The organism is Curtobacterium sp. MCLR17_044, assembly GCF_003234435.1.
Classification (GTDB): domain Bacteria; phylum Actinomycetota; class Actinomycetes; order Actinomycetales; family Microbacteriaceae; genus Curtobacterium; species Curtobacterium flaccumfaciens.
On the sequence record NZ_QKTC01000027.1, the window covers coordinates 1 to 25745 of the forward strand.

General features: G+C 72.2%; 23 protein-coding genes. 7 read left to right on the plus strand and 16 right to left on the minus strand.

Features of this window, described 5'->3' with window-relative positions; translation table 11 throughout:
* Window positions 1-483: 483 nt before the first annotated feature.
* The 3 genes from rlmN to DEJ04_RS16250 all read right to left on the minus strand — a co-directional run bounded on the left by rlmN (window position 484) and on the right by DEJ04_RS16250 (window position 3695).
* Window positions 484-1716: a 23S rRNA (adenine(2503)-C(2))-methyltransferase RlmN gene (gene rlmN, locus DEJ04_RS16240; protein WP_017885785.1), complete on the minus strand. Its 1233-nt coding sequence runs from the start codon at window positions 1714-1716 to the stop codon at window positions 484-486.
* A gap of 93 nt (window positions 1717-1809) precedes the next feature.
* Entirely contained in the window at window positions 1810-2763 is a 954-nt protein-coding gene (locus tag DEJ04_RS16245) for a C40 family peptidase (RefSeq protein ID WP_111047748.1), read from the minus strand.
* A gap of 182 nt (window positions 2764-2945) precedes the next feature.
* Entirely contained in the window at window positions 2946-3695 is a 750-nt protein-coding gene (locus DEJ04_RS16250; protein ID WP_111047749.1) for a pyridoxamine 5'-phosphate oxidase family protein, read from the minus strand.
* A 21-nt stretch (window positions 3696-3716) separates the two neighbouring features.
* Here DEJ04_RS16250 and DEJ04_RS16255 point away from each other — a divergent pair, with 21 nt between their 5' ends.
* Complete coding sequence (locus DEJ04_RS16255) at window positions 3717-5159, plus strand: PLP-dependent aminotransferase family protein (RefSeq protein WP_111047750.1); 1443 nt, start codon at window positions 3717-3719, stop codon at window positions 5157-5159.
* 9 nt (window positions 5160-5168) lie between these two features.
* Here DEJ04_RS16255 and DEJ04_RS16260 read toward each other — a convergent pair whose 3' ends face one another.
* From DEJ04_RS16260 to DEJ04_RS16270, 3 genes are all read right to left on the minus strand, one after another.
* Window positions 5169-5684: a hypothetical protein gene (locus tag DEJ04_RS16260; RefSeq protein WP_111047751.1), complete on the minus strand. Its 516-nt coding sequence runs from the start codon at window positions 5682-5684 to the stop codon at window positions 5169-5171.
* An 85-nt stretch (window positions 5685-5769) separates the two neighbouring features.
* Entirely contained in the window at window positions 5770-5964 is a 195-nt protein-coding gene (locus tag DEJ04_RS16265; protein WP_111047752.1) for a hypothetical protein, read from the minus strand.
* A gap of 257 nt (window positions 5965-6221) precedes the next feature.
* Window positions 6222-6983 (minus strand): SDR family NAD(P)-dependent oxidoreductase, encoded by a 762-nt coding sequence (locus tag DEJ04_RS16270; RefSeq protein ID WP_111047753.1) that lies wholly within the window; start codon window positions 6981-6983, stop codon window positions 6222-6224.
* 80 nt (window positions 6984-7063) lie between these two features.
* Between DEJ04_RS16270 and DEJ04_RS16275 the strand changes: the two genes are divergently transcribed.
* The gene (locus tag DEJ04_RS16275) at window positions 7064-8659 is read left to right on the plus strand and encodes a hypothetical protein (protein ID WP_111047754.1); all 1596 of its coding nucleotides are present in this window, start codon (window positions 7064-7066) and stop codon (window positions 8657-8659) included.
* Window positions 8660-8691: 32 nt separating this feature from the next.
* Here the strand turns inward: DEJ04_RS16275 and DEJ04_RS16280 are convergent, their stop codons facing one another.
* From DEJ04_RS16280 to DEJ04_RS16305, 6 genes are read right to left on the minus strand one after another with little or no spacing between them, the layout of a single operon-like run.
* Window positions 8692-9609, minus strand: coding sequence for a phosphogluconate dehydrogenase C-terminal domain-containing protein (locus tag DEJ04_RS16280; RefSeq protein WP_111047755.1), 918 nt, complete (start codon window positions 9607-9609; stop codon window positions 8692-8694).
* Window positions 9606-10451 carry a sugar phosphate isomerase/epimerase gene (locus tag DEJ04_RS16285; RefSeq protein WP_111047756.1) on the minus strand — a complete coding sequence of 282 codons (846 nt, stop codon included), beginning with the start codon at window positions 10449-10451 and terminating at the stop codon, window positions 9606-9608. The genes DEJ04_RS16280 and DEJ04_RS16285 overlap by 4 nt, the downstream gene beginning before the upstream one ends.
* Window positions 10448-11263: a triose-phosphate isomerase family protein gene (locus DEJ04_RS16290; protein WP_111047757.1), complete on the minus strand. Its 816-nt coding sequence runs from the start codon at window positions 11261-11263 to the stop codon at window positions 10448-10450. The genes DEJ04_RS16285 and DEJ04_RS16290 overlap by 4 nt, the downstream gene beginning before the upstream one ends.
* Window positions 11263-11760, minus strand: a complete 498-nt coding sequence (locus DEJ04_RS16295; protein ID WP_111047758.1) for a ribose-5-phosphate isomerase — start codon at window positions 11758-11760, stop codon at window positions 11263-11265. The genes DEJ04_RS16290 and DEJ04_RS16295 overlap by 1 nt, the downstream gene beginning before the upstream one ends.
* A gap of 25 nt (window positions 11761-11785) precedes the next feature.
* Window positions 11786-13507 carry a dihydroxyacetone kinase family protein gene (locus tag DEJ04_RS16300; protein WP_111047759.1) on the minus strand — a complete coding sequence of 574 codons (1722 nt, stop codon included), beginning with the start codon at window positions 13505-13507 and terminating at the stop codon, window positions 11786-11788.
* Window positions 13504-14922 (minus strand): MFS transporter, encoded by a 1419-nt coding sequence (locus DEJ04_RS16305; protein ID WP_111024851.1) that lies wholly within the window; start codon window positions 14920-14922, stop codon window positions 13504-13506. Before DEJ04_RS16305 ends, DEJ04_RS16300 begins: the two co-directional genes overlap by 4 nt.
* Before the next feature lie 216 nt (window positions 14923-15138).
* On the opposite strand from DEJ04_RS16305, the gene DEJ04_RS16310 reads away from it, so the two are divergent.
* Window positions 15139-15888, plus strand: coding sequence for a FadR/GntR family transcriptional regulator (locus tag DEJ04_RS16310; protein WP_111047760.1), 750 nt, complete (start codon window positions 15139-15141; stop codon window positions 15886-15888).
* Window positions 15889-16019: 131 nt separating this feature from the next.
* On the opposite strand, the gene DEJ04_RS16315 is transcribed toward DEJ04_RS16310, so the two are convergent.
* From DEJ04_RS16315 to DEJ04_RS16330, 4 genes are read right to left on the minus strand one after another with little or no spacing between them, the layout of a single operon-like run.
* Window positions 16020-16907 carry a sugar phosphate isomerase/epimerase gene (locus DEJ04_RS16315; protein ID WP_111047780.1) on the minus strand — a complete coding sequence of 296 codons (888 nt, stop codon included), beginning with the start codon at window positions 16905-16907 and terminating at the stop codon, window positions 16020-16022.
* Window positions 16908-16939: 32 nt separating this feature from the next.
* The gene (locus DEJ04_RS16320; protein WP_111047761.1) at window positions 16940-18151 is read right to left on the minus strand and encodes a DUF993 family protein; all 1212 of its coding nucleotides are present in this window, start codon (window positions 18149-18151) and stop codon (window positions 16940-16942) included.
* Complete coding sequence (locus DEJ04_RS16325) at window positions 18148-19422, minus strand: Gfo/Idh/MocA family protein (protein ID WP_111047762.1); 1275 nt, start codon at window positions 19420-19422, stop codon at window positions 18148-18150. Before DEJ04_RS16325 ends, DEJ04_RS16320 begins: the two co-directional genes overlap by 4 nt.
* 57 nt (window positions 19423-19479) lie before the next feature.
* Complete coding sequence (locus DEJ04_RS16330) at window positions 19480-20547, minus strand: LacI family DNA-binding transcriptional regulator (protein ID WP_111047763.1); 1068 nt, start codon at window positions 20545-20547, stop codon at window positions 19480-19482.
* A 246-nt stretch (window positions 20548-20793) separates the two neighbouring features.
* Here DEJ04_RS16330 and DEJ04_RS16335 point away from each other — a divergent pair, with 246 nt between their 5' ends.
* The 4 genes from DEJ04_RS16335 to DEJ04_RS16350 all read left to right on the plus strand — a co-directional run bounded on the left by DEJ04_RS16335 (window position 20794) and on the right by DEJ04_RS16350 (window position 25744).
* Complete coding sequence (locus DEJ04_RS16335) at window positions 20794-22074, plus strand: extracellular solute-binding protein (protein ID WP_258371408.1); 1281 nt, start codon at window positions 20794-20796, stop codon at window positions 22072-22074.
* A gap of 114 nt (window positions 22075-22188) precedes the next feature.
* Window positions 22189-23163: a carbohydrate ABC transporter permease gene (locus DEJ04_RS16340; RefSeq protein ID WP_220034952.1), complete on the plus strand. Its 975-nt coding sequence runs from the start codon at window positions 22189-22191 to the stop codon at window positions 23161-23163.
* Complete coding sequence (locus DEJ04_RS16345) at window positions 23160-24065, plus strand: carbohydrate ABC transporter permease (protein WP_258371409.1); 906 nt, start codon at window positions 23160-23162, stop codon at window positions 24063-24065. The genes DEJ04_RS16340 and DEJ04_RS16345 overlap by 4 nt, the downstream gene beginning before the upstream one ends.
* Window positions 24065-25744 (plus strand): hypothetical protein, encoded by a 1680-nt coding sequence (locus DEJ04_RS16350; RefSeq protein WP_111047765.1) that lies wholly within the window; start codon window positions 24065-24067, stop codon window positions 25742-25744. The genes DEJ04_RS16345 and DEJ04_RS16350 overlap by 1 nt, the downstream gene beginning before the upstream one ends.
* Window position 25745 lies beyond the last annotated feature (1 nt).

Below are 25745 nucleotides of genomic sequence, written 5' to 3' on the forward strand. Positions count from 1 at the left end.
CAAAAGGAATTGCTTCATGACCCAGTCAGCAAGCCGACCAGGCACGAGGTCAATCAATAAATTGGCATTGACAATGTGCACGCTGTTGAGTTCTCAAGGACCAGACGCACTCCCCGCTCGACCCACAAAAGGTTCCGCCAGAGAGGCATTCGTCTTGTTCCACCGTCAGACACGTCGAATCACTTCGACTTCTTCGGGGGGATGTTGCCTGAGCGGGACCCCGTCCGGACTGCGCATCCAGGGCTTGCACCCTGTGACCGTCTCGGCCGTTCCGTTCTCCGCCTCAGCGGCAACGAGTGATTACTTTACACACGCCCCAGGGGCCCTGCCAACCGTCGTCCCTCCCGGGCGTGTCGCAGTCGGGTGAACGGCACGTGGCCCCCGGGTTTCCGGGGATCGACGGGGGTGAGCGCGACCCCGGGAACGACGGAAGGCACGGTGCGAACCCGCACCGTGCCTCCCGACTGAACGAACAGGACCGACCTACTCGGCCGCGGCCAACTGGCCGCACGCCCCGTCGATCTCCTTGCCGCGGGTGTCGCGCAGGGTCGTCGGGATGCCGGCGGCGTTGAGTCGGCGGACGAACTCGTCCTGCACGTGCACCTCGGACGAGGTCCACACCGAGCCCGGCGTCGGGTTGAGCGGGATCGGGTTGACGTGCACCCACCCCTTGCCGCGCTTGTTGAGCTTCTCGGCGAGCAGGTCGGCTCGCCAGGCGTGGTCGTTCATGTCCTTGATGAGCGCGTACTCGATCGAGACACGACGGCCCGTCTTCACGTAGTAGTTGTGGGCAGCGTCGATCGCCTCGTCGGCCTTCCAGCGCGAGTTCACCGGGATGAGCTCATCGCGGAGCTCGTCGTCGGGTGCGTGCAGGGACAGCGCGAACGTGAGCGGGATCCCTTCGTCCGCGAGCTTGATCATCGCCGGCACCAGTCCGACGGTCGACACCGTGATGCCGCGGGCACTCATGCCGAGACCGTTCGGCTGCGGTGCGACCATCAACCGCACGGCGTCCATCACCCGCTTGTAGTTCGCGAGCGGCTCCCCCATGCCCATGAACACGATGTTCGTCACGCGCTCGGCGTCGACGCGGTCGTTGCCGCCCTTGCGGGGATCACCCCCGAGCTCACCGGCGGCGATCGCGGCGTTGGCCCGGACGATCTGCTCGATGATCTCGGCAGTGGACATGTTGCGGGTCAGCCCCGCCTGACCGGTGGCGCAGAACGGGCAGTTCATGCCGCACCCGGCCTGGGACGAGACGCACAGGGTGATGCGGCCCGGGTAGCGCATGAGGACCGACTCGACCAGGGCGCCGTCGTGCAGCTTCCAGAGGAACTTGATCGTGTCGCCGTTGTCCGTCGCCAGCCGCCGGGTCTCGGTGAGGAGCGGCGGCAGCATCCCGGCGACGAGCTGCTCCCGCTGGGCGGCGGGCAGGTCGGTCATCTTGGCCGGGTCGGACGTGTAGTGCTGGAAGTAGTGGGTCGCGAGCTGCTTGGCGCGGAACCCGGGCAGGCCGAGTTCCTTCACGCGGGCCTCGCGTTCCTCGGCCGTCAGGTCGGCCAGGTGCACGGGCGGCTTGCCACGCTTCGGGGACGCGAACTGCAGCAGCGGGCGACCGTCGGTGTCGGTGGCCTGCTTCCAGCCCTCGGTGCGCGGGCGCACCTGCGGACGAGCAGACTGCTGCTGTTCGAACGGGGTACGGGTGTCGGAAGCCATCACTCCAGGATACGGGAGGCCCGTGATCGGTGGGGACGCCCCGTCCGGGTGGTCCTGGTGGTCACCACCAGGACCGCGCCACGGCTGGTCGAGTCAGCTGCCGGCGGGCAGGACGCGCGCGAAGTGGTGCGCCGCCGAGTACATCGGGACGATGTCGACGACCTCGCCCGGGTGCGGTGCCTGCAGGACGAGTCCCTGGCCGAGGTACAGGCCGACGTGGTCCTCGTCGTCGTACACGACGAGGTCGCCAGGCAGTGCCTCGGACTCGGGGATCGTGGTGGCGACGGCGTCCTGCGTCGGCACGTAGTGCACGAGCTGGATCCCCACCGCCTGGTACGCGACCATCGTGAGCCCGGAGCAGTCGATGCCCTCGTGGCTCGCGCCGCCCTCGACGTACGGGTCCCCCATGTACTGCAGGGCGGTCTGCACGATCGTGGCCCGGTCACCGCCGGCCGAGAGTGCGGCGGACAACGCGGACTGTGCCTGCGCGGTCGTCACCCCGAAGCGGAGGTCGAGCGTCGGGTACGACACGATCGTCGTCGTCGTGGTCATGCCGTCGGTGGAGACCACGGGGACCTGGACGTCGTGCGCCACCGTGAAGGTCTGGGCGGCCTGCGCCGTGGTCGTGCCCGAGCGGGTGTCCGCGGGCAGGGTGTCGGCGTTCGCGGGCAGGGCGAGCGTCAGGCTCGAGGTCACCGCGATCGCGGGGGCGAGCAGGATCGCCGCGCGCTTCGCGTTGGCGGAGCGACGGATGTGCCGCGGGTCGACGGCGCGCTCGGCACGCAGGGTGGCGGTCCGGCTCAGCACCGCACTGCCGGCCGACGACGCGACGGTGGCGGGACGCGGCTGCATCCGCACGGTCCGGGCCGGCTTCGGGTGCTCGACGAAGGTGGAGCGGGCGGCCGCGGGGCCGAGGGCCGAGCGGCGACCACGGGGACGGGACTGCTGCGTGTCCGACGTCAGCGGCGCGGGGCCGACCGCGGGGTGCGTGTGCGTTCGCGCGGGCTGACGGTCGTCGGCTGCTGCAGGCAGGGTGTGGCGTCCCATGGGTCCTTCCGGGTCGGGACCACTCGGCGGTCCGGAAAGTAACGTATTGGTCACGACGGTGCTCGCAGCTGGGCAGCGCCGGAGTGTTCCTGCAGCTGGTCACAGGAACGAGCACCGCTCGCAGGCCACTCCGACGACGCGCACGGGCGTTCCGGAGCCGGCCCGCGGCGGTGGACCCGGGTTCAGACCGGCGTGACCCGCATGACTGCGGCGATCCGGGCCTCCCGGTCGGCCGCCAGGCGGTCGAGGCGAGCCGACAGCGCGACGACCGAGGCGTCCACCGGGCTGTCCCCCGAGATGTCCCCCGGGATCGGGACCCCGGCGCGGACCGCGAGTGGCAGCACGCCCGCCCAGACGGTGTGGTCCTCACCGTCCGCCGGGTCCTCGCCGACACCGTGGGCTCGGACCTTGACGCTCGCGCGGTCGAGGGGCAGCTGGAGGACCTGGGTAGCGCGGACCTCCTTCGCGGTCATCTCGCGCACCTCGGCCCGGCGGCCCGGCATGAGGTGGTCGGCCACCTGCCAGAGGGCTTCGGTGCGCAGGTCGGTCGGCACCACGGTGGCGCGGCCGGCGATCATCGCGCTGCGGTAGTTCGCCGAGCTGTCGTTGGTCGAGCGTGCGAAGACGAGGCCGTCCAGGTGGGTGACGGTGGCGGCGACCGGGACGCCCCCGGCACCGGCGTCGAGGAACAGACCGCCACCGGTCGAGCCGTGCAGCAGCAGGACGGGACCGTCGCCGAGGTCTCCGACGGCGCAGAGGAACGGCAGGACGACGGGGTGGCCGCCGCGGACGACGCCGACGTGCGCGAGGTGGGCCTCGGCGAGGATCGCGTGCAGGACGGCGGGGTCGTCGGCCTGACGGTCGCGCAGGCGGCGGACGTGGAGCGAGGGGCCGTCGGTGGGCGGTTCTGGTTCGGGGCTCGAGGTGGGCATGCCGTCACGCTAGGGTCACCAGTGGTCCGGTGCCTGGACCAGATCGGGGCGATCACGGTGGACCAGTCGAGCAAGGTGTCCGGTGTGGTGGCACGGGTGCGCGGGATGGTGCACGACGGCACCCTGCGCGAGGGCGATCCGCTGCCGTCGACGCGGGCGCTGGCGGCGGAGCTCGGGGTGGCCCGGGGCACCGTCGTCGCGGCGTACGAGCAGCTCGACGGCGAGGGGTACCTGCGGACGCGGCACGGTGCCCTCGCGCGGGTTGCGGCGAATGTGACGGTGGACGCGGCTTCGGGCCCGGCTCCGGCTCCGGTCGGCGCCCGCTCCCCCGATCCGGACGGTCCGGCCCCGACGTCCTCGCTCATCGACTGCCGTCCGGGCATCCCCGCCGTCACCGCCATCCCGCAGCGGGACTGGCGGGCAGCCTGGCACGCAGCGGCGTCGGCCCCGCTCCGGAACGCGATCGCAGAGCCGCTCGGCTCCCCCGACCTGCGCGCACAGGTCGTCGCCCAGCTCGGCCTGACCCGCGGGTTCACGGCGTCGGTCGACCGGGTGCTCGTGACCGCGGGGACCTCGGAGGCACTGTCACTCGTCACCGAGGCGATGCGGGGGCTGCTGGGTCGCGCTCCCGTCGTCGCCGTCGAGGACCCCGGCTACCGCACCGGACACCGTGCGGTCACGAGCGCGGGCGGGTCCCTGGTGGGCGTCCCGGTCGGCGAGGACGGCCTCGACCTCGACGCACTCGAAGCCTCCGGACCGATCGACGCCGTCCTGGTCAGCCCGACGCACCAGTACCCGCTCGGGTCGGTGATGCCCGTCGCCCGGCGCCGGCGGCTGCTCACCTGGGCCGCCGCCACCGGCACCGTGGTGGTGGAGGACGACTACGACTCCGAGTTCCGGCACCGCGGCGCGCCCGTGCCCGCGCTGGCCGCACTCGACGCCGAGGGCGTGGTGCTGCACATCGGCGGGTTCTCGAAGACGCTCGACCCCCGGCTGCGGTGTGCCTACCTCGTGCTGCCGACGACTGCAGCGGCGGGTTCTCCGGTGGCGGACGCGGTGCTCGGTGCGCGTCGGGCTCGTGGCGCGGTCGTCGCCGAACCGGTGCAGGCCGCGCTCGTGCACCTGCTGCGGACGGGTGCGCTGCGGCGACACCTGGGTCGGGTCCGGCGGGACTACACGCACCGCCGGGCCCGGATCGCGACTCGGCTCGGCGACGTCGCCGGCCTGGAGGCCCGTGCCCTGAACGGCGGGCTGCACGCGGTGGTCACGTGGTCGGGTCCGACCACCGGGGCGGAGATCGCGCGTCGGATGGCGGACGCCGGGGTGCTCGTCGCGTCGCTCGAGGAGTACGGGCTCGCACCCGGCAGCACGCCGCCGGGCATCGTGTTCGGCTACGGCGCCGTGACGATGCCGGAGCTCGACCGGGCGCTCGACGCCCTGGTGACGGCGGTCACGGGACCCTGATCAGGGACGTCAGCCGCCGTACTGGGCGGTGCCCACGACGTTCGACCCGGCACCCCGGCACGCGGTGATCAGGGTCCGCCCGACGAGTTCCCACTCGGGAGTCATCTCGAGCGCCGGCCCGGACTTCGGTGCGGGGTGCGCGTCGAGGTACTCGTGCGCGTAGTCGATCGCGTCGTCGAGCTCCTCGTCGCTGCTCGACAGGTGCTCGTAGCCGAAGCGTTCCGCCGCGATCAGTGCCTGGTACTGCGCCTCGGAGAGATCGCCCTGGCTCCGCCCGACCGTCGCGTTCAGCGAAATGGTCGTCAGCGCACTGATCTGGCCGCAGATCGCCGCAGCACTCCGGTCCTCCTCCATCGGGTCCGTCGCGCCGCCCGCGGGCTGGGCGTCCGAGGTCTCCGAGGTCGCCTTCGGGGTCGACGTCGACCGCGCCGCTGCGTCGGCGCCGGCCGAGCAACCGGCGAGCGAGCCGGACACGAGGACCGCGCTCACGACGACGAGGGGCAGTGCGGACCGGAAGGAGACCATGGACGACATCGTGGCAGCGCCGTGGTGCCGTTCGCGTCGTCGTGTCCCGATCGAGACCTCGCCGAGACCGGATCGTGAGCTTGCGTCAGCGGGAGTCGGCGGTGCCGTTCTTCCGGGCGTTCACGAGGTCGGCGAGCGAGGGTTCTCCGGCGTCACCGGGCAGCGCGTGTCCGCGGCGGGCGGCCTTGCGGACCTGTCGGTAGGTGGTGACGTGGAGGGGGTCCACACCGTCGGCGGACTCGTAGTTCGACGGGGCGGTGGCGGTGGGTGATTCGGTCATCGCGACGGACGGTACGCGTGCCGGGAGCCGCGGAACCACGTGCTGCGTTCCGCGGCCAAACGGCGGGCGCGAGACGGACTGACGGGGACGCGCCGGGCCTCCAGGGCGGTGTGGCGGTTCGGCGGCGGGCGGGACCTGTCCGCGGAAGCGACAGACCTCGTCATCGCTGCGGCGACTGTCCCGTCAGGGCGACAGTGTGCCGCGAACGTTCGGTGGAACACTGTCGCTTTCGCAGGACAGGCAGGGCGTGAGTCGGGTCAGAGGCTCGTCATGCCACCGTCGACGCGGAACTCCGCCCCGGTGGCGTAGGACGACTCCACGCTGGCCAGGTAGACCATGATCCCGGTGACGTCGTCGGGAGTGCCCGGGCGACCGAGCGGGGTGCGGGCGACGATCGCGGCTCGGGCCTCGGGGTCACCGGAGATCGCCGACACGAGGCCGGTCTCGGTGTAGCCCGGCACGACCGTGTTCACCCGGATGCCGTCCCGCGCGTAGGCCATCGCAGTCGCCCGGACGAGTGCGTGGATGCCGCCCTTGGTCGAGGAGTACGCCGCGAATTCGGCGCCCTCACCGTTCAGGCCGGTCGGCGACCCGGTGGCGATGACCGACCCGCCGGTGCCGCCCGCGAGCATCGCCCGGACGGCGTGCTTGATCGTCAGGAACGTGCCGGTGAGGTTGACCGCGACCGTGCGGTCCCAGGTCTCCAGCGACAGGTCGGCGACCTTCGCGTCGTGGCCGAACAGCTGCACACCGGCGTTCGCGACCACCACGTCGGGGGTCGCACCACGCTCGGCCAGGTCGGCGAACCCCGCGGCCACGCTCGCCTCGTCGGCGATGTCCATCGTCAAGCCGATCGCGGTCGGGCCGGCTGCGGCGGCGGCACCGGCGGCCGCTTCGGCGTCGCGGTCGGCGTAGACGACGGTGGCCCCCTCGGCCACGAAGCGGTCGGCGATCGCGCGGCCGATGCCGGACCCCGCTCCCGTGACGAGTGCGGTCCGGCCGTCGAGTCGTGCGGTCATGTGGGACTCCGTCCTCAGAGCAGCGCTGCTCCGTCACCCCCATCATTGCCCAACCGGTTGACCGGTGCTAGGCATGCACCATGACTGCGACGTCGAACGACGAGATCGTGTCCGTCGGGCCCTGGCGTCTGGCACTGCGCGGAGCCGAACTCGCCGACGTCACGTTCCGGGGCGTGCTCGTCCTGCGTGCCGTCCGGTTCGTCGTCCGCGACCACGACTGGCGCACCGCCGACGACACGGTGCTGAGACGGACGGTGGACGGCGACGACGCGCGCATCCGCCTCGAGACCAGCGCACGCTACGACGGCGTCGAGGTCGTGCGCACCGTCCTCGAGGTCACGCTCGACGACGACACCCTGCGGGTCGCCGCGGTCGGGACGGTCACGCGGGCCTTCCGCCGCAACCGCATCGGGCTCGTCGTCCTGCACCCGCCGACCCTGGCCGGGCAGCCGCTCACGGTGCGGCATCCGTCCGGTGACACCACCGCGACGGCGTTCCCGTTCTGGATCGCGCCGCACCAGCCGGCCGTCGACGTCGCCGGGCTCGACTGGTCGGTGGGCGCGACCGCGCTGGCGCTCGACCTGACCGGCGACGTGTTCGAGACCGAGGACCAGCGCAACTGGACGGACGCCTCGTTCAAGACGTACTCGACGCCGCTCGCCGAGCCGTTCCCGGTCGCCCTCTCGCCGGGGACGACGGTCCGGCAGGGGCTCACCCTGCGTGCGACGGCGGTCGGTCCGGCAGGTGCCCCGGGCGCCCGGTCGGGAGGCGCGGCCTCCTCCGCCCCGGACCTCGCGGCGCTCGACGGGCCGGGTCCCGGTGCCGTGGTCACGCCGTCGCCGACGCTCCAGCTGCTCGCAGGTTCGGCACCGGTCGCTGCGCGCCCGGACGACGCCGACCTGCTCCGCGGGTTCCCGATCCTGGTCGAACCGGTCCTCGGGGCACCGAACGTCGAGGCGGTGCTCGCCTCGGCCCGGCGGGACGCGGGTGGCGCTCCCCTGGACGTCCGGTTCGTCACCGACGACCCGGTGCTGCTGCGCGCGGCGATCGACGCGGTGCTCGCGGGCGGGCCGGTGGCTCGCGTCGGGGCGTTCGACCCGGTGTCGCACGTGACGACGCCGGCGCTGCAGCGGGCACTGCGCGAAGCGGTGGCAGCGGTCGGCGCGCTGGAGGTCGTCGCCGGTACCCGTGCCCACTTCACCGAGCTGAACCGCTCGATCGCGGTGTTCTCGGGTTGGGACGGCCCCCTGACCTGCAGCGTGACGCCGCAGATGCACGACCGGTCGCCCGAACAGGTGACCGAGTCGATCCGGATGCAGCGCTGGGTGGTGAGCAGTGCCTCCAGGCTGGCCGCCGGCAGGGTGCTGCACGTCGGACCGGTGACGCTGCGGCCACGGTTCAACGCGGTGGCGACGGCGCCGACCCCGGTCGTGACGGACGCGACCGTCGAGCACGGGTACGGGCCGGAGACCGTTCCGGACGCGACCGACCCGGCGCAGCACACGCCGGCCGCCGAGCGGTGGTTCGCCGACGCGGCGCGAGCGCTGACGGTGCCGGGCGTGGCCTCGATCACGCTGGCGGAGGCGTGGGGGCCGCGCGGGTTCGTGGCCGCCGACGGCACGGGGAACGCCCCGCCGGAAGGGGGTCGGCGGGGCGTTCCGGTCCGGGCGCGCTGACGGGTCGGCGCGGAGGTCGGTGGCGGTGTGTCTCAGCGCCGGACGGCGTCGATCTTGAGCATCTTCGCGATGACCGAGTCGAGCTCGCTGTCGTCGAAGACCTGCTTCCAGTCCTCCTTGATGAGCTTCTCGCGGCCGTAGCCCATCGCGATGTGGCAGGCGTCGGAGAACGGGTTCGAGCCGCGCAGGCCGTTGGTCAGCGCGATCCAGGTGTGGCCGTAGAGCATGGCGCGGGCGGCCTCGCGGGGCACGCCGACACCGGTGACGGTCTCCTCGAGGGCGTCGTTGAGGAAGTCGCCGATCATGCAGGCGATGGTCTCGACGAGGGTGGGCTCGAGCACGGCGAGCTGCTTGACGGTGACCCAGTGCACCTGGATGACCGGGGCGTACATGGTGGTGATGACGGCCTCGGCGACGGCCTTGGCGCGGTCGCCCTCGTCGCCGAGCGACTCCGAGGCGTCGAAGGCCGCGATGACCTCCTGCGGGGCGGCGATGCCACCGAAGGTGTCGTCCCACTCGGCCTTGGTGGTGCGCTCGAGGAACACCGACGGGTGGCACGGGTGCGCCACGGCGTAGTGGATGTCCTCGCGCTTGGCGAGGAGACCGGCGTAGGCGGCCGCAGGGTCGAGCGTCAGGATCGACGCGCCGGGCTTCATGACGGGGACGAGCTGCTCCGAGATGGTGCCGAGCAGGACGTCCGGGACGGCGAGGATGACGACGTCGGCGGCCTTCGCGGCGTCGACGCTGTCGGTGATCTCGCGGCCGAGGGCCTGGATGCGCTCCTGGCCGGCGGGCGAGGCCTCGCTGTACAGGGTGGTGTACTCGCTCTTCGCGAAGTTGTTCGAGACGCGGGTGCCCATCTTGCCGCCGGCACCGATCACGGCGACGGTGACGTCGGCCGTGCCGGATCCGGCAGCGACGGTGTGGGTGGTGGTGACGGTGTCGGTCATGATTCCTTGCTCCTGATGTACTCGATGGTGTGTTCGGTCCACGCCGCTTCGATGCGGGTGGTGGTCTGTGCGGGGGTCTCCCCCGGCAGGGGTTCGGCGCCGGCGTGCTCGTCCTGCCACGGCAGCCAGAACTCGATGACGCGGTTGATCCCCCGGGCGTCGGGCTCGATCGCGGCGCGGACGGCGTCGTGGTCGAGGATCCCGGTGCCGATCGGGACGCCGGTGTACTGGAACCCGACCCAGCCCGGTGAGCGGGTGAAGGCGGAGTCCTTGACGTGCCAGTTGACGACGTGCGGGGCGGTCATCGCCACGACGTCCCCCGGGTGTTCGAGCCGGGCAACGGTGTTCGCCGGGTCGAGGCAGATGCCGAGGCGGTCGGAGCCGATCGCCTGGACGACGGCGACGAGGTCGGCGGTGGCGACGACCTCGTACGTCTCCAGCGCGAGGGTCACGCCCACGCGCTCGTAGGCGGGGAGCGCCTGCCGCAGGCGTCGTTCGGTCTCGGCCGCGTCGGGCTGGTCGTCACCGCTCGTCCACATGGTCCGCACGAGCGTTGCGCCGAGCTGCTGCGCGACGTGCAGGTACCGGGCGAGGTGCTCCGGCCGGGTGCCGCGGGTGCCGACCTCGAGCGTGAGACCGAGGTCGGCGGCCAGGGACCGGATCGAGGCCAGGCGCTCGTCGGTCGCGGTGTCGAGCGGCAGGTGGTCGCAGATCTGGAACAGGTCGACGCCGTCGTGGGTCGCGGCGTCGCGCAGGGCGTCGTCGAGGGACAGCGGCGACGGGACGCGGTCGGACATGCGCCAGAAGTAGGCGTAGGTGGAGAGGCCGAGCAGGGAGGTCATGCCGGTGCTCCGTCCTGCGTCGCGGCCAGCGCCTCGGCTTCGTCGAGGATCGTGCGGATCGCCGCGGGGTCGTGGGCGAAGCGGCCGAGGAACAGGCCGCCGATGCGTCCGGCACCGCGCGTCAGCAGGCCCGGGCCGGCACTGCCGCCGTAGATCGCGACGGAGCCGGCGAGCTCCGGCCGGGTCGCCAGGTGCTGCTCGATACCGGCCAGGACGGCGACGATGTGCTCGTCGGGCGCGGGCTGCGGGGCACCGATCGCCCACACCGGCTCGTACGCGGCGATGAGCGGTCCGGCCAGCCCGTCGGCGGTCGCGGTGGCGGTGAAGCGGTCGAGCTGCGCGGTGACCTCGGCGATTGCTGCCGCGGGGTCGCCGTCGGCGGCGCGCTCGGTCTCGCCGATGCAGACGAGGGGCCGCAGGTGGTTGCGGTACGCCGCGTGCACCTTGCCGGCGATCTCGTCGTCCGTCTCGTGGAACAGTTCGCGTCGCTCGGCGTGTGCGATCTCGACGAGGTCGACCCCGATCTCACGGAGTTCGGCGCCGGAGACCTCGCCGGTGAAGGCGCCGCTGTCCGCCCACGCCAGGTCCTGCGCGCCGAGCGTCACGGGGGCGTCCCCGATCACCGCACGGACCGGGACGAGCGACGGGAACGTCGGCACCACGAAGAGCTCGACCGCGCCGGACCGCACCGCCGGGTGGCTCCGGGCGATGTCGGCCACGGCGGCCGCCCACTCGAGCGTCCGGGCGTGGCTGAAGTACATCTTGAGCGACACCCCGATCGTCACCGGGGCGGCTGCCGTGGTCGCGGGCATCAGGCGTCGGCCGCCTTGCCGGCAACGTCGGCTGTGCTCGTCTCGTACCCACAGATCGCGTTGACCTTCTCGGCGCTCGCGCTCGTCTGGTCGAAGGTGTAGCCGAGCCACTCCTTCGCCATCCGGCGCGCGACCTCGACCCCGACGACGCGCTGGCCCATGCAGAGCACCTGGGCGTCGTTCGACAGGATCGAGCGCTCCACCGAGAACGAGTCGTGCGCGGTCACGGCGCGGATACCGGGGACCTTGTTCGCCGCGATCGCGACGCCGAGGCCGGTGCCGCAGATCAGGATCGCGCGGTCGGCCTCGCCGTTCGCCACCAGACGGGCGGCGTCGACGGCGACGTGCGGGTAGGCGGTGTGACCGTCGGCGTCCACGCCCACGTCGACCACGGAGGCCACGCGGGGGTCCTTCGCGAGGTCGGCCTTGATGACCTCCTTGTAGTCGAGGCCGGCGTCGTCCGAACCGACAACGATGCGGAACTGCTGCTCACTCATGCGGGTGTGCCTTTCGTGGTGGGGGTCAGGCGGGGACGGCGATGGTCGCCAGGACCGCGGCGGTGATGAGCGCGAAGGAGATCGCGCCGGCGTCCGGGGTGCCGACGGCGTCCTCGCCGTGGGTGCGGGCACGGCCCATCCGGGGCAACAGGTCGGCCGTGGCGTCCGCCGCGGTCTGTGCTGCAGCCGAGGCGGCCGACCAGGCGTCGACGAGTTCGTCGCCGGCGTCGACCCGGGCGGCGAAGACCTGGTCGAACGGCACGAGCGCGTCGACCATCGTCTTGTCGCCGGGGACGGCCCCGAATGCCAGGACGGCTTCGGTGGCGGCGTGCACCGCGCTCTGGACGGTGGCGGCCGACGGGCGTTCGTCGTCGCCGAGGACGCGACCCAGTGCCTCCAGGGCGGCACCCCAGATCGCACCGGACGTCCCACCGGCCTTGTCGGACCAGGCGTCTCCGGCGATCGCGAGGACCGAACCGGCGCCGGCGCCACGGGCGGCGGCGTCCTGTGCCGCACGGTCGGCGGCGGTGGAACCGCGCTGCATGCCGATGCCGTGGTCGCCGTCCCCGGCGACGGCGTCGATGCGGCCGAGCTCGTCGGCGTGGTCGTCGATGGTGGCGCGGATCGCTGAGATCGCGCTCGCGACGCGGACTGCTGCGGCCTGGGACTCCTCGGTGCCGGGCGTCACGGGCACGACCACGCCGGCTTCGAGGACCTCGACCGGCACCGGCTGCTGCGGGACGGCGCCGCCCTTGCGGTAGGCGGGGGCATCGGCCGGTGCTGCCCAGAGCTGCTCGAGTTCGTCGTCGAGCCAGAACAGGGTGAGCGAGACGCCCGCCATGTCGAAGCTCGTGACGAGTTCGCCGACCTCGGGCTCGACGACGACGATGCCGGCGTCGGTGAGCTTCCGCTGGACGGCGCCGAAGACGACGAAGAGCTCCTCGTACTTGACGGAGCCGAGGCCGTTGAGGATGGGGACGACGCGGGCACCGTCCGCGGTGACGCCGGACGGCAGCTCGGTGAGGAGTTTGTCGACGAGCAGGTCGGCCAGGCCGTCCGCGGTGGGGACGTCGGCCTCGGCGATGCCGCGTTCGCCGTGGATGCCCATGCCGATGGCCATGCGCCCCTCGGGGACGGTGAAGAGCGGCTCGTCGGCACCGGGCAGGGAGCAGCCCGAGAACGCGACCCCGAAACTGCGGGTGCGGTCGTTGGCCCGGGTCGCGATCGCGGTGACCGCGTCGAGGTCGTCGCCGCGTTCCGCGGCCGCGCCGGCCACCTTGAACACGCAGAGGTCCCCCGCGATGCCGCGGCGCTTGTGTGCCTGGTCGACGGGCGCGGACGCGACGTCGTCGGTCACGCGGACCGTGCGGACGTCGATGCCCTGCGCCTCGAGTGCCCGTGCCGCCGCGTCGAAGTTGAGGACGTCGCCGGCGTAGTTGCCGTAGCTCAGCAGCACGCCGCCGCCGTGCTCGGACGCCTTCGCGACCGCGGTGACCTGCTGGGCGCTCGGGCTGGCGAACAGGTTGCCCATCGCGGCACCGGCCGCCAGGCCGTGCCCGACGAGGCCACCGAAGGCCGGGTAGTGGCCGGAGCCACCGCCGACGACGAGCGCGACGGTGCCCTCGGGGCTGGTGGTGGAGCGGGCGACCCCGCCGTGCACCTTGCGCACCCGGGCGTGGTTGGCGGCGACGAAGCCGTCCACCATCTCGTCGGCGAAGTCCGCCGGGTCGTTGAACAGGCGGGTCATGCGCCGGCCTCCTTCGCGATGGCGGTCGGTCCGTCCGTGGCCGCGACCGCGGTGTCGGCTCCGGACGCCGCGGCGGCCGCTTCGTTGCGCTTCGTGTTCCGGCCGAGCACGAACATGAGCACGCTCGACAGCACCATGAAGAACCCGACGATGAACATCGGCACCTGGTACCCGCCGGTCCACTCGCTCACCGCACCCGTGATGTACGGGGCGGCGAACCCACCGAGGTTGCCGACGGTGTTGATGAGGGCGACCCCCGCGGCTGCGGCGGCACCGGTCAGGAACTGCGTGGGGACCGTCCAGAAGTTCGGCAGGGCCGCGAAGATCGCACACGCGGTGATCGCGATGACCGCGACGGTGGCGGCCGGGCTGTTCATGTAGAGCGCGACCGGGATGCTCAGGCCACCGACCAGGGCCGGGACGGCGATGTGCCAGACCCGGACACCACGACGGAAGGCGTCACGCGACCAGAAGTACAGGACCACCGCGGCGGGCACGTACGGGATGGCCGTGATCAGGCCCTTCTGGAACAGGTCGAACGTGGTGCCGAACTGCTCCTGGAAGCCGTCGATGATCGTCGGCAGGAAGAAGCTGAGCGCGTAGAGGCCGTAGATGAAGCCGAAGTACACCGCGGCGAGCATCCAGACCCGGCCGGAGCCGAAGGCCGCACGCAGGCCGCCCTTGCCGTGACCGTCCCCGCCGCCCTTCGCGGCGCTCTCGGCAGCGAGCGTCGTCTCGAGCCAGACCTTCTCGTCCTCGTCGAGCCACTTCGCCTGCGACGGCTTGTCCTTGAGGACGAAGAGGCACAGGACGCCGACGATGATCGCCGGGATCGAGACGCAGAGGAACATGAAGCGCCAGCCGGCCAGGCCGCCGAGGATCCCCTCGTGGGTCATCAGCCACCCGGCGAGCGGGGAACCGATGACGCTCGTGAGCGGCTGGGCCAGGTAGAACAGCGCGAGCATCTTGCCGCGGTGCCGGGCCGGGACCCAGGTCGACAGGAACAGGATCGCGCCGGGGAAGAAGCCGGCCTCGGCGATGCCGAGCAGGAAGCGCAGGCCGACGAGCTGCGGGTAGTTCTGCACCCACGTGAAGAGCAGGGACACGATGCCCCACGTGATCATGATGCGGGCGAGCCAGATCCGGGCGCCGAACTTGTGCAGCGCCAGGTTGGACGGCACCTCGAGCACGAGGTAGCCGATGAAGAACACACCGGACGCGAAGCCGAACTGGGCGGCGGTCAGGCCGAGGTCGGCCTCCATGCCGTTGGGGGCGGCGAAGGAGATCGCGGTGCGGTCGAGGAAGTTGATGAAGAACATCAGTGCCACGAACGGCACGATGCGGATCGCGATCTTGCGGATGGCCGTCTTCTCGACGACCGAGGTGGGGATGCCTCGCGTGGCGGGGATGTCCACGATGACTCCTGCTCGGTGGGGGTGGTACGACTCCCGTCCTGGCGCCTGCGCCGGGACGGTCCGTGCTGCTGCGCGGATCGGGAGCGGGCGCATCGGTGCGCCTGATCCAGTGTGCGTCGCGCTCGGCCGACTTGTCAACCGGTTGACCATTCGGCGCGCTCGGTGCCTCGGCGCTGCTCTCGCCGCAACCGGTTGACCGACCGGTACGCTCACTGCATGCCCGCGTTCAGCCCGGACGATCCCCTCAACATCCGACTCGAGCTCGAGTCGGTGCCCGTCGGGTCCCCCGCCTCGGTGGTCGCCCGACAGCTCGTCTCGCTGCTCACCGCAGGCGAACTGGCCCCCGGCTCGCGGCTGCCCTCGGAGCGGGTCCTGTCCGAGCGGCTCGGCGTCGGACGCTCGGCGGTCCGTGAGGCCCTCGCCGCCCTCGAGATCCTGGGCATCGTGCAGATCCGCCCCGGCTCGGGCACCTACCTGCGCGGAGGCACCTCGGACCTGCTCCCGACGACCCTGTCGTGGGGCCTCATGCTCGCGTCGAACCGCACCCGCGAGCTGCTCGAGATCCGGTCCTCGCTGGAGCGCACGGCCGCGATCCTCGCCGCGCAGCGCGCCACCGACGAGCAGATCACCGAGCTCGGCGAGTACCTGGTGCGGCAGGAGGCGACGCTCGACGACCCGCAGGCCTTCATCGACGCCGACGTCCGGTTCCACGTCCTGCTGGCGCGGGCGTCGGGCAACGACGTGCTCGCCGACCTGCTGCAGAGCCTGCGCTCGATGCTGAGCGTCTGGGTCGCGCGGCGCGTGCAGACCCGGCAGGCGACCGAGGCCGCGTTCCACGAGCACCGCGCCGTCTTCGAGGCGTTGCGCGCCCGCGACGTGCCCGCCGTGCAGCGCGCGATGGACGCGCACATGGCCACGGCGAGCGCACGCATCGAGCACGCCGAGCCGCTGCCCGCCGACGAGTAGCGGTGCGCGCGCGCTTCGTGAGCAGGAATGGTCGGGTCCGTCGAGCCGACCCGACATCTTCTGCTCACGATCAGGGCGGACGGGAGGCCCGGGGCGCGCCCGCCCCGCACCGTGCGAGGGCGGCGCCCGCCTCAGCGCGGGAGCGGGACCGCTTCAGCGAAGGACGCCACGACGCGGGCGACGACCTCGGCGGGCGGGGTGTCCCAGATCGCCTGGTTGAAGAGCTCGACCTCGACGTCGCCGGAGTAGCCGGCGCCCATCACCGCATCGGTCACCGGCCCGAAGTCGACGTGCCCGTCGCCCGGGTAGCCGCGTGAGAGCAGCGGGTCGGCCGCGATCGGGGTGGTCCAGTCGCACACCTGGTACGACGCGATCCGGCGGGCGGCACCGGCCCGGGCGATCGAGGCCGCGAGCGCCGGGTCCCACCAGACGTGGAAGGTGTCGACGACGACGCCGACGGCCGCTGCCGGGAACGGGGCCGCCAGGTCGAGGGCCTGTGCGAGCGTCGACACCACGGCGCGGTCGGCGGCGTACATCGGGTGCAGGGGTTCGACGGCGAGCTGCACGCCGGTGTCGAGTGCGTGCGGCACGAGGGCGGCGAGGGCGTCCGCCACCCGCACACGCGCACCGCCGAGGTCGCGCGAGCCCGCTGGCAGGCCGCCTGCGACGAGCACGAGGACGGGCGCCGACCCCGGAGCACCCGCGGCGGCCAGGGCGGCGGTCTCGTCGATCGCCCGGCGGTTGTCGTCGAGTGCCCGCTGCCGTGCGGCCCCCTCGGGCAGGGTGAAGAACCCGCCACGGCAGTGCGACGACACCCGGAGCCCGGAGTCGGCGACCCGCCGCACGGCCTCGGCGAGCCCGAGCTCGGCGACGGGTTCGCGCCAGGTGCCGATCGCCCCGACCCCGGCACGGCGGACGGTGTCGAGCGCCTCGGGCAGGGTCGCGTACTTGATCGTCGCCTGGTTGACGGACAGCCGCGGGTGCGGTGCGGGTGAGCCCGGCGCCGCCGGCGCGACCACCCCGGCCTGCCCAGCCGCGCCGACCGGCGTGCTCACGCGACCACCCCGGCGGCGGTGCGGTCGACGGCGGGTGGGGCGGGCCTCCCGGCGGTCGTCTCCACCCCGTTGACCGCGAGCAGGGCGTGCCAGCGCGCGGCGGCGAGGTCCGGGGCCTGCAGGGCGCCGCAGGCGTTCGCGAGCCGGACCGTCTCGGACAGGTGCGACAGCGAGCGGCCGGCGTGCTGGCCACCGACCATGGCGAAGGCCGGCTGGTGCCCGTTCAGCCAGGCGAGGAACGCGATGCCGGTCTTGTAGTGCCAGGTGGGGGCGCTGAAGAGGTGTCGGGACAGGGCCTCGGTCGGCCCGAGCAGCGCGCGGTAGGCGGCTTCGTCGGGCAGGGCGCGCACGGCGGCCGAGGCGAGCGGTGCGATCGCGGCGAAGGCCCCGAGCAGGGCGTCGGAGTGCACGCCGTCGCGGTCCGCGATCAGGTCGACGTAGTGGAAGTCGTCGCCCGTGAACATCCGGGCGGTCTCGGGCAGCCGGGCGCGGAGTGCCACCTCGGCCGTCGCGTCGAGCAGGCTCATCTTGATGCCGGAGATCCCCGGACCGGCGTCGAGCATGATGTCGAGCACGGTGTCGGGGCCCAGGTGCCCGCCGAAGTACCCGGCGAGGGCGGGGTCGAACGCCTCCCCCAGCCAGTGCAGGACGACGGGGGCGCTCGCCCGCTCGACGACCCGACGGTAGACGCGGCGGTAGGTGTCCGGATCGTCCAGCGCGAGTCGTGCCAGGTGGCGGCTGGCCATCAGGACCACGCCCGCCCCGGCGTCCTCGGCGTGGTGGAGCTGCCGGGCGTAGGCGTCGACGACCTGCTGCTCGGTGACGGGTTCGTCGGGCAGGTCGTCGGTGTTCACGCCGACGACGATGCGGCCGCCGACCGACTGCGCCTCGCGGGCGGAGCGCGTCACGAGCTCGCGGGTCGCCGCCGGGTCCAGTCCCATGTTCCGCTGCGCGGTGTCCATCGCGTCCGCCACACCCAGCCCCCACGACCACAGGTGGTGCCGGAACGCCAGGGTGGCGTCCCAGTCGAGGTCGGCCGGAGCACCAGGGGTGTTGTCGGCCGCGACCCGCGGGACGACGTGGGCGGCCGCGTAGACGATGCGCTCGGTGAGCGGTGCCGCGGGCACGGCAGTGGCGTCGACGGCCGGTGCGCCCAGCGGCGTCCGGCTCGTGGTGCCGTCGGGCGCCAGCAGGGTCAGGTCCGTCATGCGGACGCCCCGACGGTCTCGGTGCGCTGGGCGACCTCCGGCGTCTCGACCGGGAGGCGCGGCTCGGCCCCGGCGGGCAGGGTCAGCTCCGGCAGCTCCACACGCCGGCCCTCGGCGCTGGAACGCAGACCGGCTTCCGCCAGCGCCACGCCGCGGGCACCGGACAGCAGGTCGTAGGGGTGCGGGCGCCCGGCGACGAGGTCCTGCAGGAAGTCCTCCCACTGGGCGCGGAACCCGTTGCCGTAGACCTCGTTGTCGGGGACCTCGAGCCACTGGCTGCGGTAGTCGGCATCGTCGCGCAGATCGGGGTTCCAGACGGGCTTCGGCGTCGCCGTGCGGGGCTGGATCCGGCAGCCGAACAACCCCACCACCGCGCTGCCGTCGGTGCCGTCGACCTGGAACTCGACGAGCTCGTCGCGGTCCACCCGGACGGCCCAGCTCGAGTTGATCTGCGCCGTGACGCCGCCGGCCAGGTCGAACACGCCGTACGCGGCGTCGTCGGCGGTCGCCGGGTAGGGCACGCCCTGCTCGTCGGTGCGCTGCTCGATGTGCGTGACGGCGCGGGCGTAGACGGACTCGACGCGGCCGAACAGCTGCTCGAGCACGTAGTTCCAGTGCGGGAACATGTCGACGACGATGCCGCCACCGTCCTGCCGGCGGTAGTTCCAGCTCGGGCGCTGCGCCGACTGCCAGTCCCCCTCGAACACCCAGTACCCGAACTCGCCGCGGACGCTCAGCACCCGGCCGAAGAACCCGGAGTCGAGCAGGCGACGGAGCTTCCGCAGCCCGGGCAGGTAGAGCTTGTCGTGCACGACGCCGTTCGGGACGCCGGCCTCGGCCGCGAGCCGGGCGAGTTCGAGGGCCTCGGCGGAGGTCTCGGCCGTCGGCTTCTCGGTGTAGACGGCCTTGCCTGCGGCGATCGCGCGGCGCAGCGCGTCGGCACGGGCACTCGTCACGGCGAAGTCGGCGAAGACCTGCCAGCGGGGATCCGCCAGGGCGGCATCGAGGTCGGTGGTCCAGTGCTGCAGGCCGTGGCGGGTCGCGATCTCCTGGAGCGTGGTTGCGTTCCGACCGACGAGCATCGGTTCGAGCTGCACGCGCGTGCCGTCGGGCAGCAGCAGGCCGCCGTCGTCGCGGATCGCCAGGATCGACCGAACCAGGTGCTGCCGGTAGCCCATGCGCCCGGTGACGCCGTTCATGATGATGCCGATGGTGCGCGTGGTGGTCAACGCGTGCTCCCTTGCTCGCTGTGGCCCGCTCTCCGCCGTCATGGAAAGCGCTTGCCGGAACCGTACACCACGGCGCGCGTCGGGTGCGCGGTGACGAGGTCAGCGGGCGGTGCTGGCGCGCAGGACGACCTCGCCGTCGACGGCACCGTCGGCCTCGAGCCCGAGTGCGCGGCGGACGGCCCGCTCGCCGATCTCCTCGAGCGGCAGCCGCACCGTGCTGAGCGCCGGCACGACGTCGGCGAGCATCCGCACGTCGTCGAACCCAGCCACGCCGACGTCCACCCCGGGCACGAGCCCGCGCTCGCGGATCGCCGCGACCGCCCCGACGGCCATCAGGTCGGTGACCGCGAAGACGCACCGGGGCACCGCGGCCCCACCCTCGGCGGCACGGTCCAGCAGCGACACCATCGCCCGGTACCCGCCGTCGCGCGTGAACTCGGAGGGCACCACGTCGTCGTCGGGCACGCGCAGACCGTGGGCCGCGAGGCCGGCGACGAACCCCTCGACCCGGGCGTGGGCGGTGACGAGGTCCGGGTCGCCGGCGAGCACGGCGAACGAGTCGTGCCCCTGTTCGACCAGTGCCCCGGCGAGCGCCGCGGCCCCGCCGAGGTTGCGGATCACGACGCCGTGCACGCCCGGGACGCCCGCTGCGGCGCCGTCCAGGTCGGACACGAGCGCCGACACTCCCGCCCCCGCGGCGATGAGGCCACCGACCGCCGCCGCGACCTCGGAGGGTCCGGAGCCCGTCGCGGATCCGGAGCCGATCCCGAGCCGACGGCTGACCGCCAGCACGACGGCTCGCGGGCGGAGTCCGGCGACCACGTCGAGCACCGCCACTTCGCGCGACGGGTCGCCGCCGGTGGAGGTGATCGTGACGACGAGCCCGGCGTCGTCGGCGGCGCGGATGGCACCGGCGGCGATCGCGGCGAAGTACGGGTCGGCGATGTCGCCGACGACGAGCGCCAGGGTCGTGGTCGACCCCCGAGCGACGGCCTGCGCCTGCACGTTGGCGGTGTAGCGCAGGGCCCGGGCGGCGGCGCGCACCCGGTCCACCGACTCCTGCCGGACCTTGCGGGTGCTGCCGTTGAGCGCCCGCGAGGCGGTCGCGAGCGACACCCCTGCCCGCTCGGCCACGTCGGCCAGGGTGACGGTGCCTCGCTCGGGCATGTCGTGCCTCCAGTCAGGGTCCGCGCCGTGCGCGGCCTGTGGCGAGGATAGCGATTTCCCGCCGGCCAGGGCGGGGTTCCGAGCGGCCGGTCTCGCCGTCGAGACCGCAGGTCACGTTGTCAGAACAACGCTCAGGAAAGCGCTTGCCAGAACAGCGGGGGTCGTGTAGACCTGGGGTCCTCGGCCGAGACACCCCGAACGCTCGCCCACGGCAGATGCACGTGGTCCCGAACGAAAGCAGTGACGATGAAGTCATCCAAGAGAATGCTCGCACTCGCCGGCGGGATCGCGGCGCTCGCGCTCCTGAGCGGCTGCGCCTCCGGCGGGTCCGGGGACGGCGGCAAGGTGGACGAGCTGACCTTCTGGCTCTCCACCTCGTCCGCGCAGGAGAAGGGCTACCAGGACCTCGCGACCGCCTACGAGAAGCAGACCGGCGTCGCGGTGAAGATCGTGAACCTGCCGTACGACGGCCTGCAGACCAAGCTGCGCGAGTCGGCGCAGGCGAACTCGCTGCCCGACGTGGTGCGGGCCGCGGGCATCGACCCGATCTGGAGCGGCAAGACCGTCGACCTCGCCTCGATCGTCAGTGACAAAGCGAACGGGATCGACCAGGACCTCATCGCGAAGGATGAGGACGGCAAGGTCACCTCGATCCCGTCCGACGTCACCGCGGCCGGACTGTTCGTGAACAAGTCGCTGTTCGACAAGGCCGGCGTCGCGTACCCGACCGACCCCGCGAAGGCGTGGACGTGGAGCGAGTTCCTCGACGCCGCCGACAAGGTGAAGGCCGACACCGGCGCCAAGTACGACCTGGTGTTCGACTCGTCGCCGTCGCGCCTGCGGGCCTACATGTTCACCAAGGGCACCGACTTCATGCAGCAGGAGAAGGACGGTTCCTTCCCCACCGACGCGAAGACCGTCGACGCCCTGCAGGACTTCGCCGACATGAACGACGACTCGGTCATGCCGAAGTCGGTGTGGACGAGCGGCCAGGACCCGAACGCCCTGTTCAAGAGCGGCCAGGTCGTGGCGTACTTCTCCGGTGTCTGGCAGTCGTCGGACTTCGCGTCGAACATCACCGACTTCGACTGGGCCAGCGCCGCCACCCCGGCCGACCCGACCCACGCCACCGAGATCAACTACGGCGGCAACATCGTCGGGTTCGAGAACTCCGATACCCGCGGCGCCGCCGCGAAGAAGTTCATCGACTACATGTACGACCCGACGAACTACGCGAAGCTCGTGACCACCAACGGGTTCCTGCCGGTCGAGTCCGGGCTGGACATCACCTACCCGTTCAAGTCGCAGGCAGCCAAGGACTCCTTCGCGCTGTACCAGAAGGAGATCGAGGCGGCCGACCCGATCTCGAGCTCGTACGCCAAGGCAGCGTCGGAGTGGGCGGTCGAGGGCAAGGAGATCGGCACCGACCCGACCACGGCCGAGGTCGGCAAGCTCATCAACGGGCAGCAGTCCGCCAAGGAGACGCTCGACACGATCACGAAGTACTACGAGGAGCACGTGGGGTGACGGAACGGGGCCGGGCGTGGACGCGCCCGGCCCGAGCCCCGCGTCCCGCGTCCCGCGCCCCGCGCCCCGCGCCCTGTCCGGTCCCCCCGCAAGCGACGAACGAAGAGGATCATCGTGAGCATCCCCACCGCAGCCGGTGACGTGCAGACCGCCGTCCCCATCCCGGTGCCGCCCCGCCGGCCCGGAGCCGCGAAGACGACGAAGCGCCGCCGCTCCGGCGTCAGCAAGCCCGTCCTCGCCCCGATCCTGTTCGTCAGCGTGAACGCCGTCCTGTTCGTGGTGTTCTTCGTGTGGCCCGCCGTGATCGGCCTCGGCTACTCGTTCACCGACTACAACGGCGTCGTCGACCCGAAGTTCGTCGGCCTGGCGAACTACTTCGAACTGTTCGCCGACGACACCTTCTACGCCGCCCTCGGTCGCACCTTCCTGTACGCGATCGTCGCCGTGCCGCTCGGCTTCGTCCTGTCGCTCTCGATGGCGCTCATGCTCACGAGCCCCGCGGCGAAGGGCCGGAGCGTCGCCCGCATCGTGTTCTTCGTCCCGTGGCTCATCTCCCCCATCGTCACCGGTGTGATCTGGCGGTGGATGTTCGGCGAGAACTTCGGGTTGGCCAACTTCGTCATCGAGTCCCTGGGCGGCAAGGCCGTCCCGTGGCAGTCGAACGCCGACCTGTCGCTGCTGGTCGTCGTCTTCGCCACCGCATGGGCAGGGGCGGCGTTCAACATGCTGCTGTTCGTCGCTGCGATCCGGAACGTCCCGCAGTCGTACTACGAGGCCGCGTCGCTCGACGGCGCCGGCGCCTGGCACCAGTTCCGCTACATCACCCTGCCGAGCATCGCGCCGACGTCGTTCATCGTGATCCTGCTGTCGTCACTCAGTGCGTTCAAGGAGTTCGCCACCGTGCAGGCGCTCAACGGCGGCGGCCCCGGCACCGACAACAACCTGCTGGTGCAGTACATCTACACGAACGGGTTCCAGAACGCCCACATCGGCTACGCGAGCGCGGCGTCGATGGTCCTCATGCTCATCCTCATGGCCATCGCGCTGATCCAGCTGGCCGTGAACCGCCGGACGGAGTCACGTCGATGACCGCCACGCTCCCCACCGAGACCGACAAGACCGGAAGCGGCCGTCGGGCCGGACGGGCCGGCCGCTCGAAGGCTGTGGACACCACGCCGCGTCCCCGGGCCATCGCCGCCACGGCCCTGCTCTGGGTGTTCATCATCGCGTTCGGGTTCCCGGTGCTGTGGTTCGTGCTCAGCGCGTTCAAGCCGGGCGGCGAGCTGTTCTCGTACCCGCTCACCCTGCTGCCGAAGAACTGGTCGGTCGAGGGCTTCGCCGAGGCGTGGTCCAGCTACGACTTCGCCCAGTACTTCGGCAACACGGTGATCGTCGCCCTGGTCACCACGGTGCTGACGGTCCTGGCGAGTGCGGCCACCGGGTACGCGCTGGCGAAGTACGACAACCGGTGGCTGAAGGTGTTCTTCGTCTGCATCCTCGCCACGACGATGCTCCCCACCGAGGTGATCCTCGCTCCGACGTTCATCGTCATCCGCGACCTCGGCATGTACGACTCGCTGGCCGGCATCATCGTGCCGTCGGTGATCACGGCCACCGGCATCTTCATGTTCCGGCAGTTCTTCATCACCGTGCCGGACGACCTGGTCGAAGCGGCCCGGATCGACGGTGCGAGCGAGTTCGGGATCTTCTGGCGGATCATGCTGCCGATCTCCCGCCCGATCATGCTGACGCTCGCGATCTTCTCGTTCCAGTGGCGGTGGAACGACTACATCTGGCCGCTCCTGGTGCTCAACGACCCGAAACAGTTCACGATCCAGATCGCCCTGCAGAGCATCGTCGGTGCCGAGAACGTGAACTGGACGGTCCTGCTCGGTGCCTCCGTCATCTCGATCATCCCGCTCGTGCTGCTCTACCTGGTGTTCCAGAAGTACGTGAACGGCGCCGACCTCAACGCGGGTCTGAAGGACTGATGGGGTTCCTCGACCTGGCCGGCCCGGCTGCCGACGCCGAGGTCGCCCGCCTGCGGCTGGCCGACGACGACCCGGCCACGCTGCAGCACCGGGAACTGATGGCGCGTGCGCTCGCGTTGGTCGGCGCGTGGGTCCGTCAACGGCTTGGAGGCCCGGCTCACCCCGCAGACGACGACCTCACCACCGCGCACGGCTGGGTCCGGCACCTCGCGACCCGGCAGTCGCCCGGCGGCACGTTCGTCGGCGGCGACAACGTGCTCTCCCCGCCGGACTCCGCGTTCACCGTCAACGACGTCTGCGACGCCCTCGAACTGCTCGCACCGCACCGGGCGACGGTGCCGGCAGCGGCCGCGCTGGCTGACGACCTCGACGCGATCGTGCACCGGGCGACCCCCGCACTGCTCACCGGTGGGGTGCACACCCCGAACCACCGGTGGGAGATCGCAGCCGCCCTCGCCCGGGTGCACCGACTCCACCCGGCGGCGGCACTGCTCGACCGCATCGACGCGTGGCTGGCCGAAGGGCCGGACATCGACGCCGACGGTCTGTGGTCGGAGCGGAGCCCGAACTACGCGTCCGCCGTGTCCGGGCCGTCGTTCCTGGTGCTCGCCGCCGTGCTCGACCGACCCGCCCTGCTCGACCCGGTGCGCCGCTCGCTCGACGCCACGCTCGCGCTCCTGCTGCCGGACGACACCGTCGAGACCGTGCAGTCCCGACGGCAGGACCAGTCACGGCCCTTCGGGATCGGGCCGTTCGCGCCGCTGTTCTGGCACCTCGCGGTGCTCGACGGCCGGGGCGACCTGGCCGCGGTCGCCGCCCGCGCCGCCGTGGCCGAGACCTGGCAGCCCGCCGCCGTCGCCGCGCGGTCGATGACCGATCCACTGCTCGAGCGTCCGCTGCCGGAACCCGTCGCCCTGGCGCCGGCCGTGCACACCTTCGCCGACGCACGGCTCGTGCACGTCCGCGAGCCCGACCGCAGTGTCGTGCTCTTCGCCGGTTCCGACGTCCCGGCACAGGGCCACGTGCGGTCGGGGCTGGCGAACAGCCCGACGTTCCTGCGGGTCGTCGTCGGGTCGGTCGTGCTGTCCGACGTGCGGCTCTCGCGGGAGTTCTTCGGCCTCGGACCGTTCCGACCGACCGCACTCGAGTCCCTGGCCGACGGACGGTTCCGGCTGACCGAGACCGTGTCCGCCGGCTACCACCAGCCACTGCCCGCGAGTGCTCGCCAGCCGGACGGCTGCTACCCGCTCGCCGACGAAGGCCGGTTCTCCGCCGCCATGTCGTTCGGCGCCCGGTCCGTCGACACGGTGGTCCTCAGCACGACCGTCGACGTCGCGGTGACCCCGGACGCCGTCGTCGTCGACGTCGTGACCGAGGGGGCCGAGGTGCCGTGGTCCCTGCAGCTGACGTTCCGCGCCGGGGGGACCCTCACGGGCGTCGAGACCGACGCCGTCACCGGGGAGCGGGTCCTGGCCGAGGGGACCGGCAGCTACCGCGTCGGGGCCGACGTCGTGACGTTCGGCCCGGGCAACGGCGCCGGTCCGGGCCAGCCGGCGTGCTACGCCCCGGGACAGGACTACGCGTTCCTCGGCGGGACCGACCGTCCGCAGGGTGAGCACGTCCACGTCACCGGGCGAGCCCCTGGCTCGACACGCATCGTGATCGGGACGGGCCGGTGAC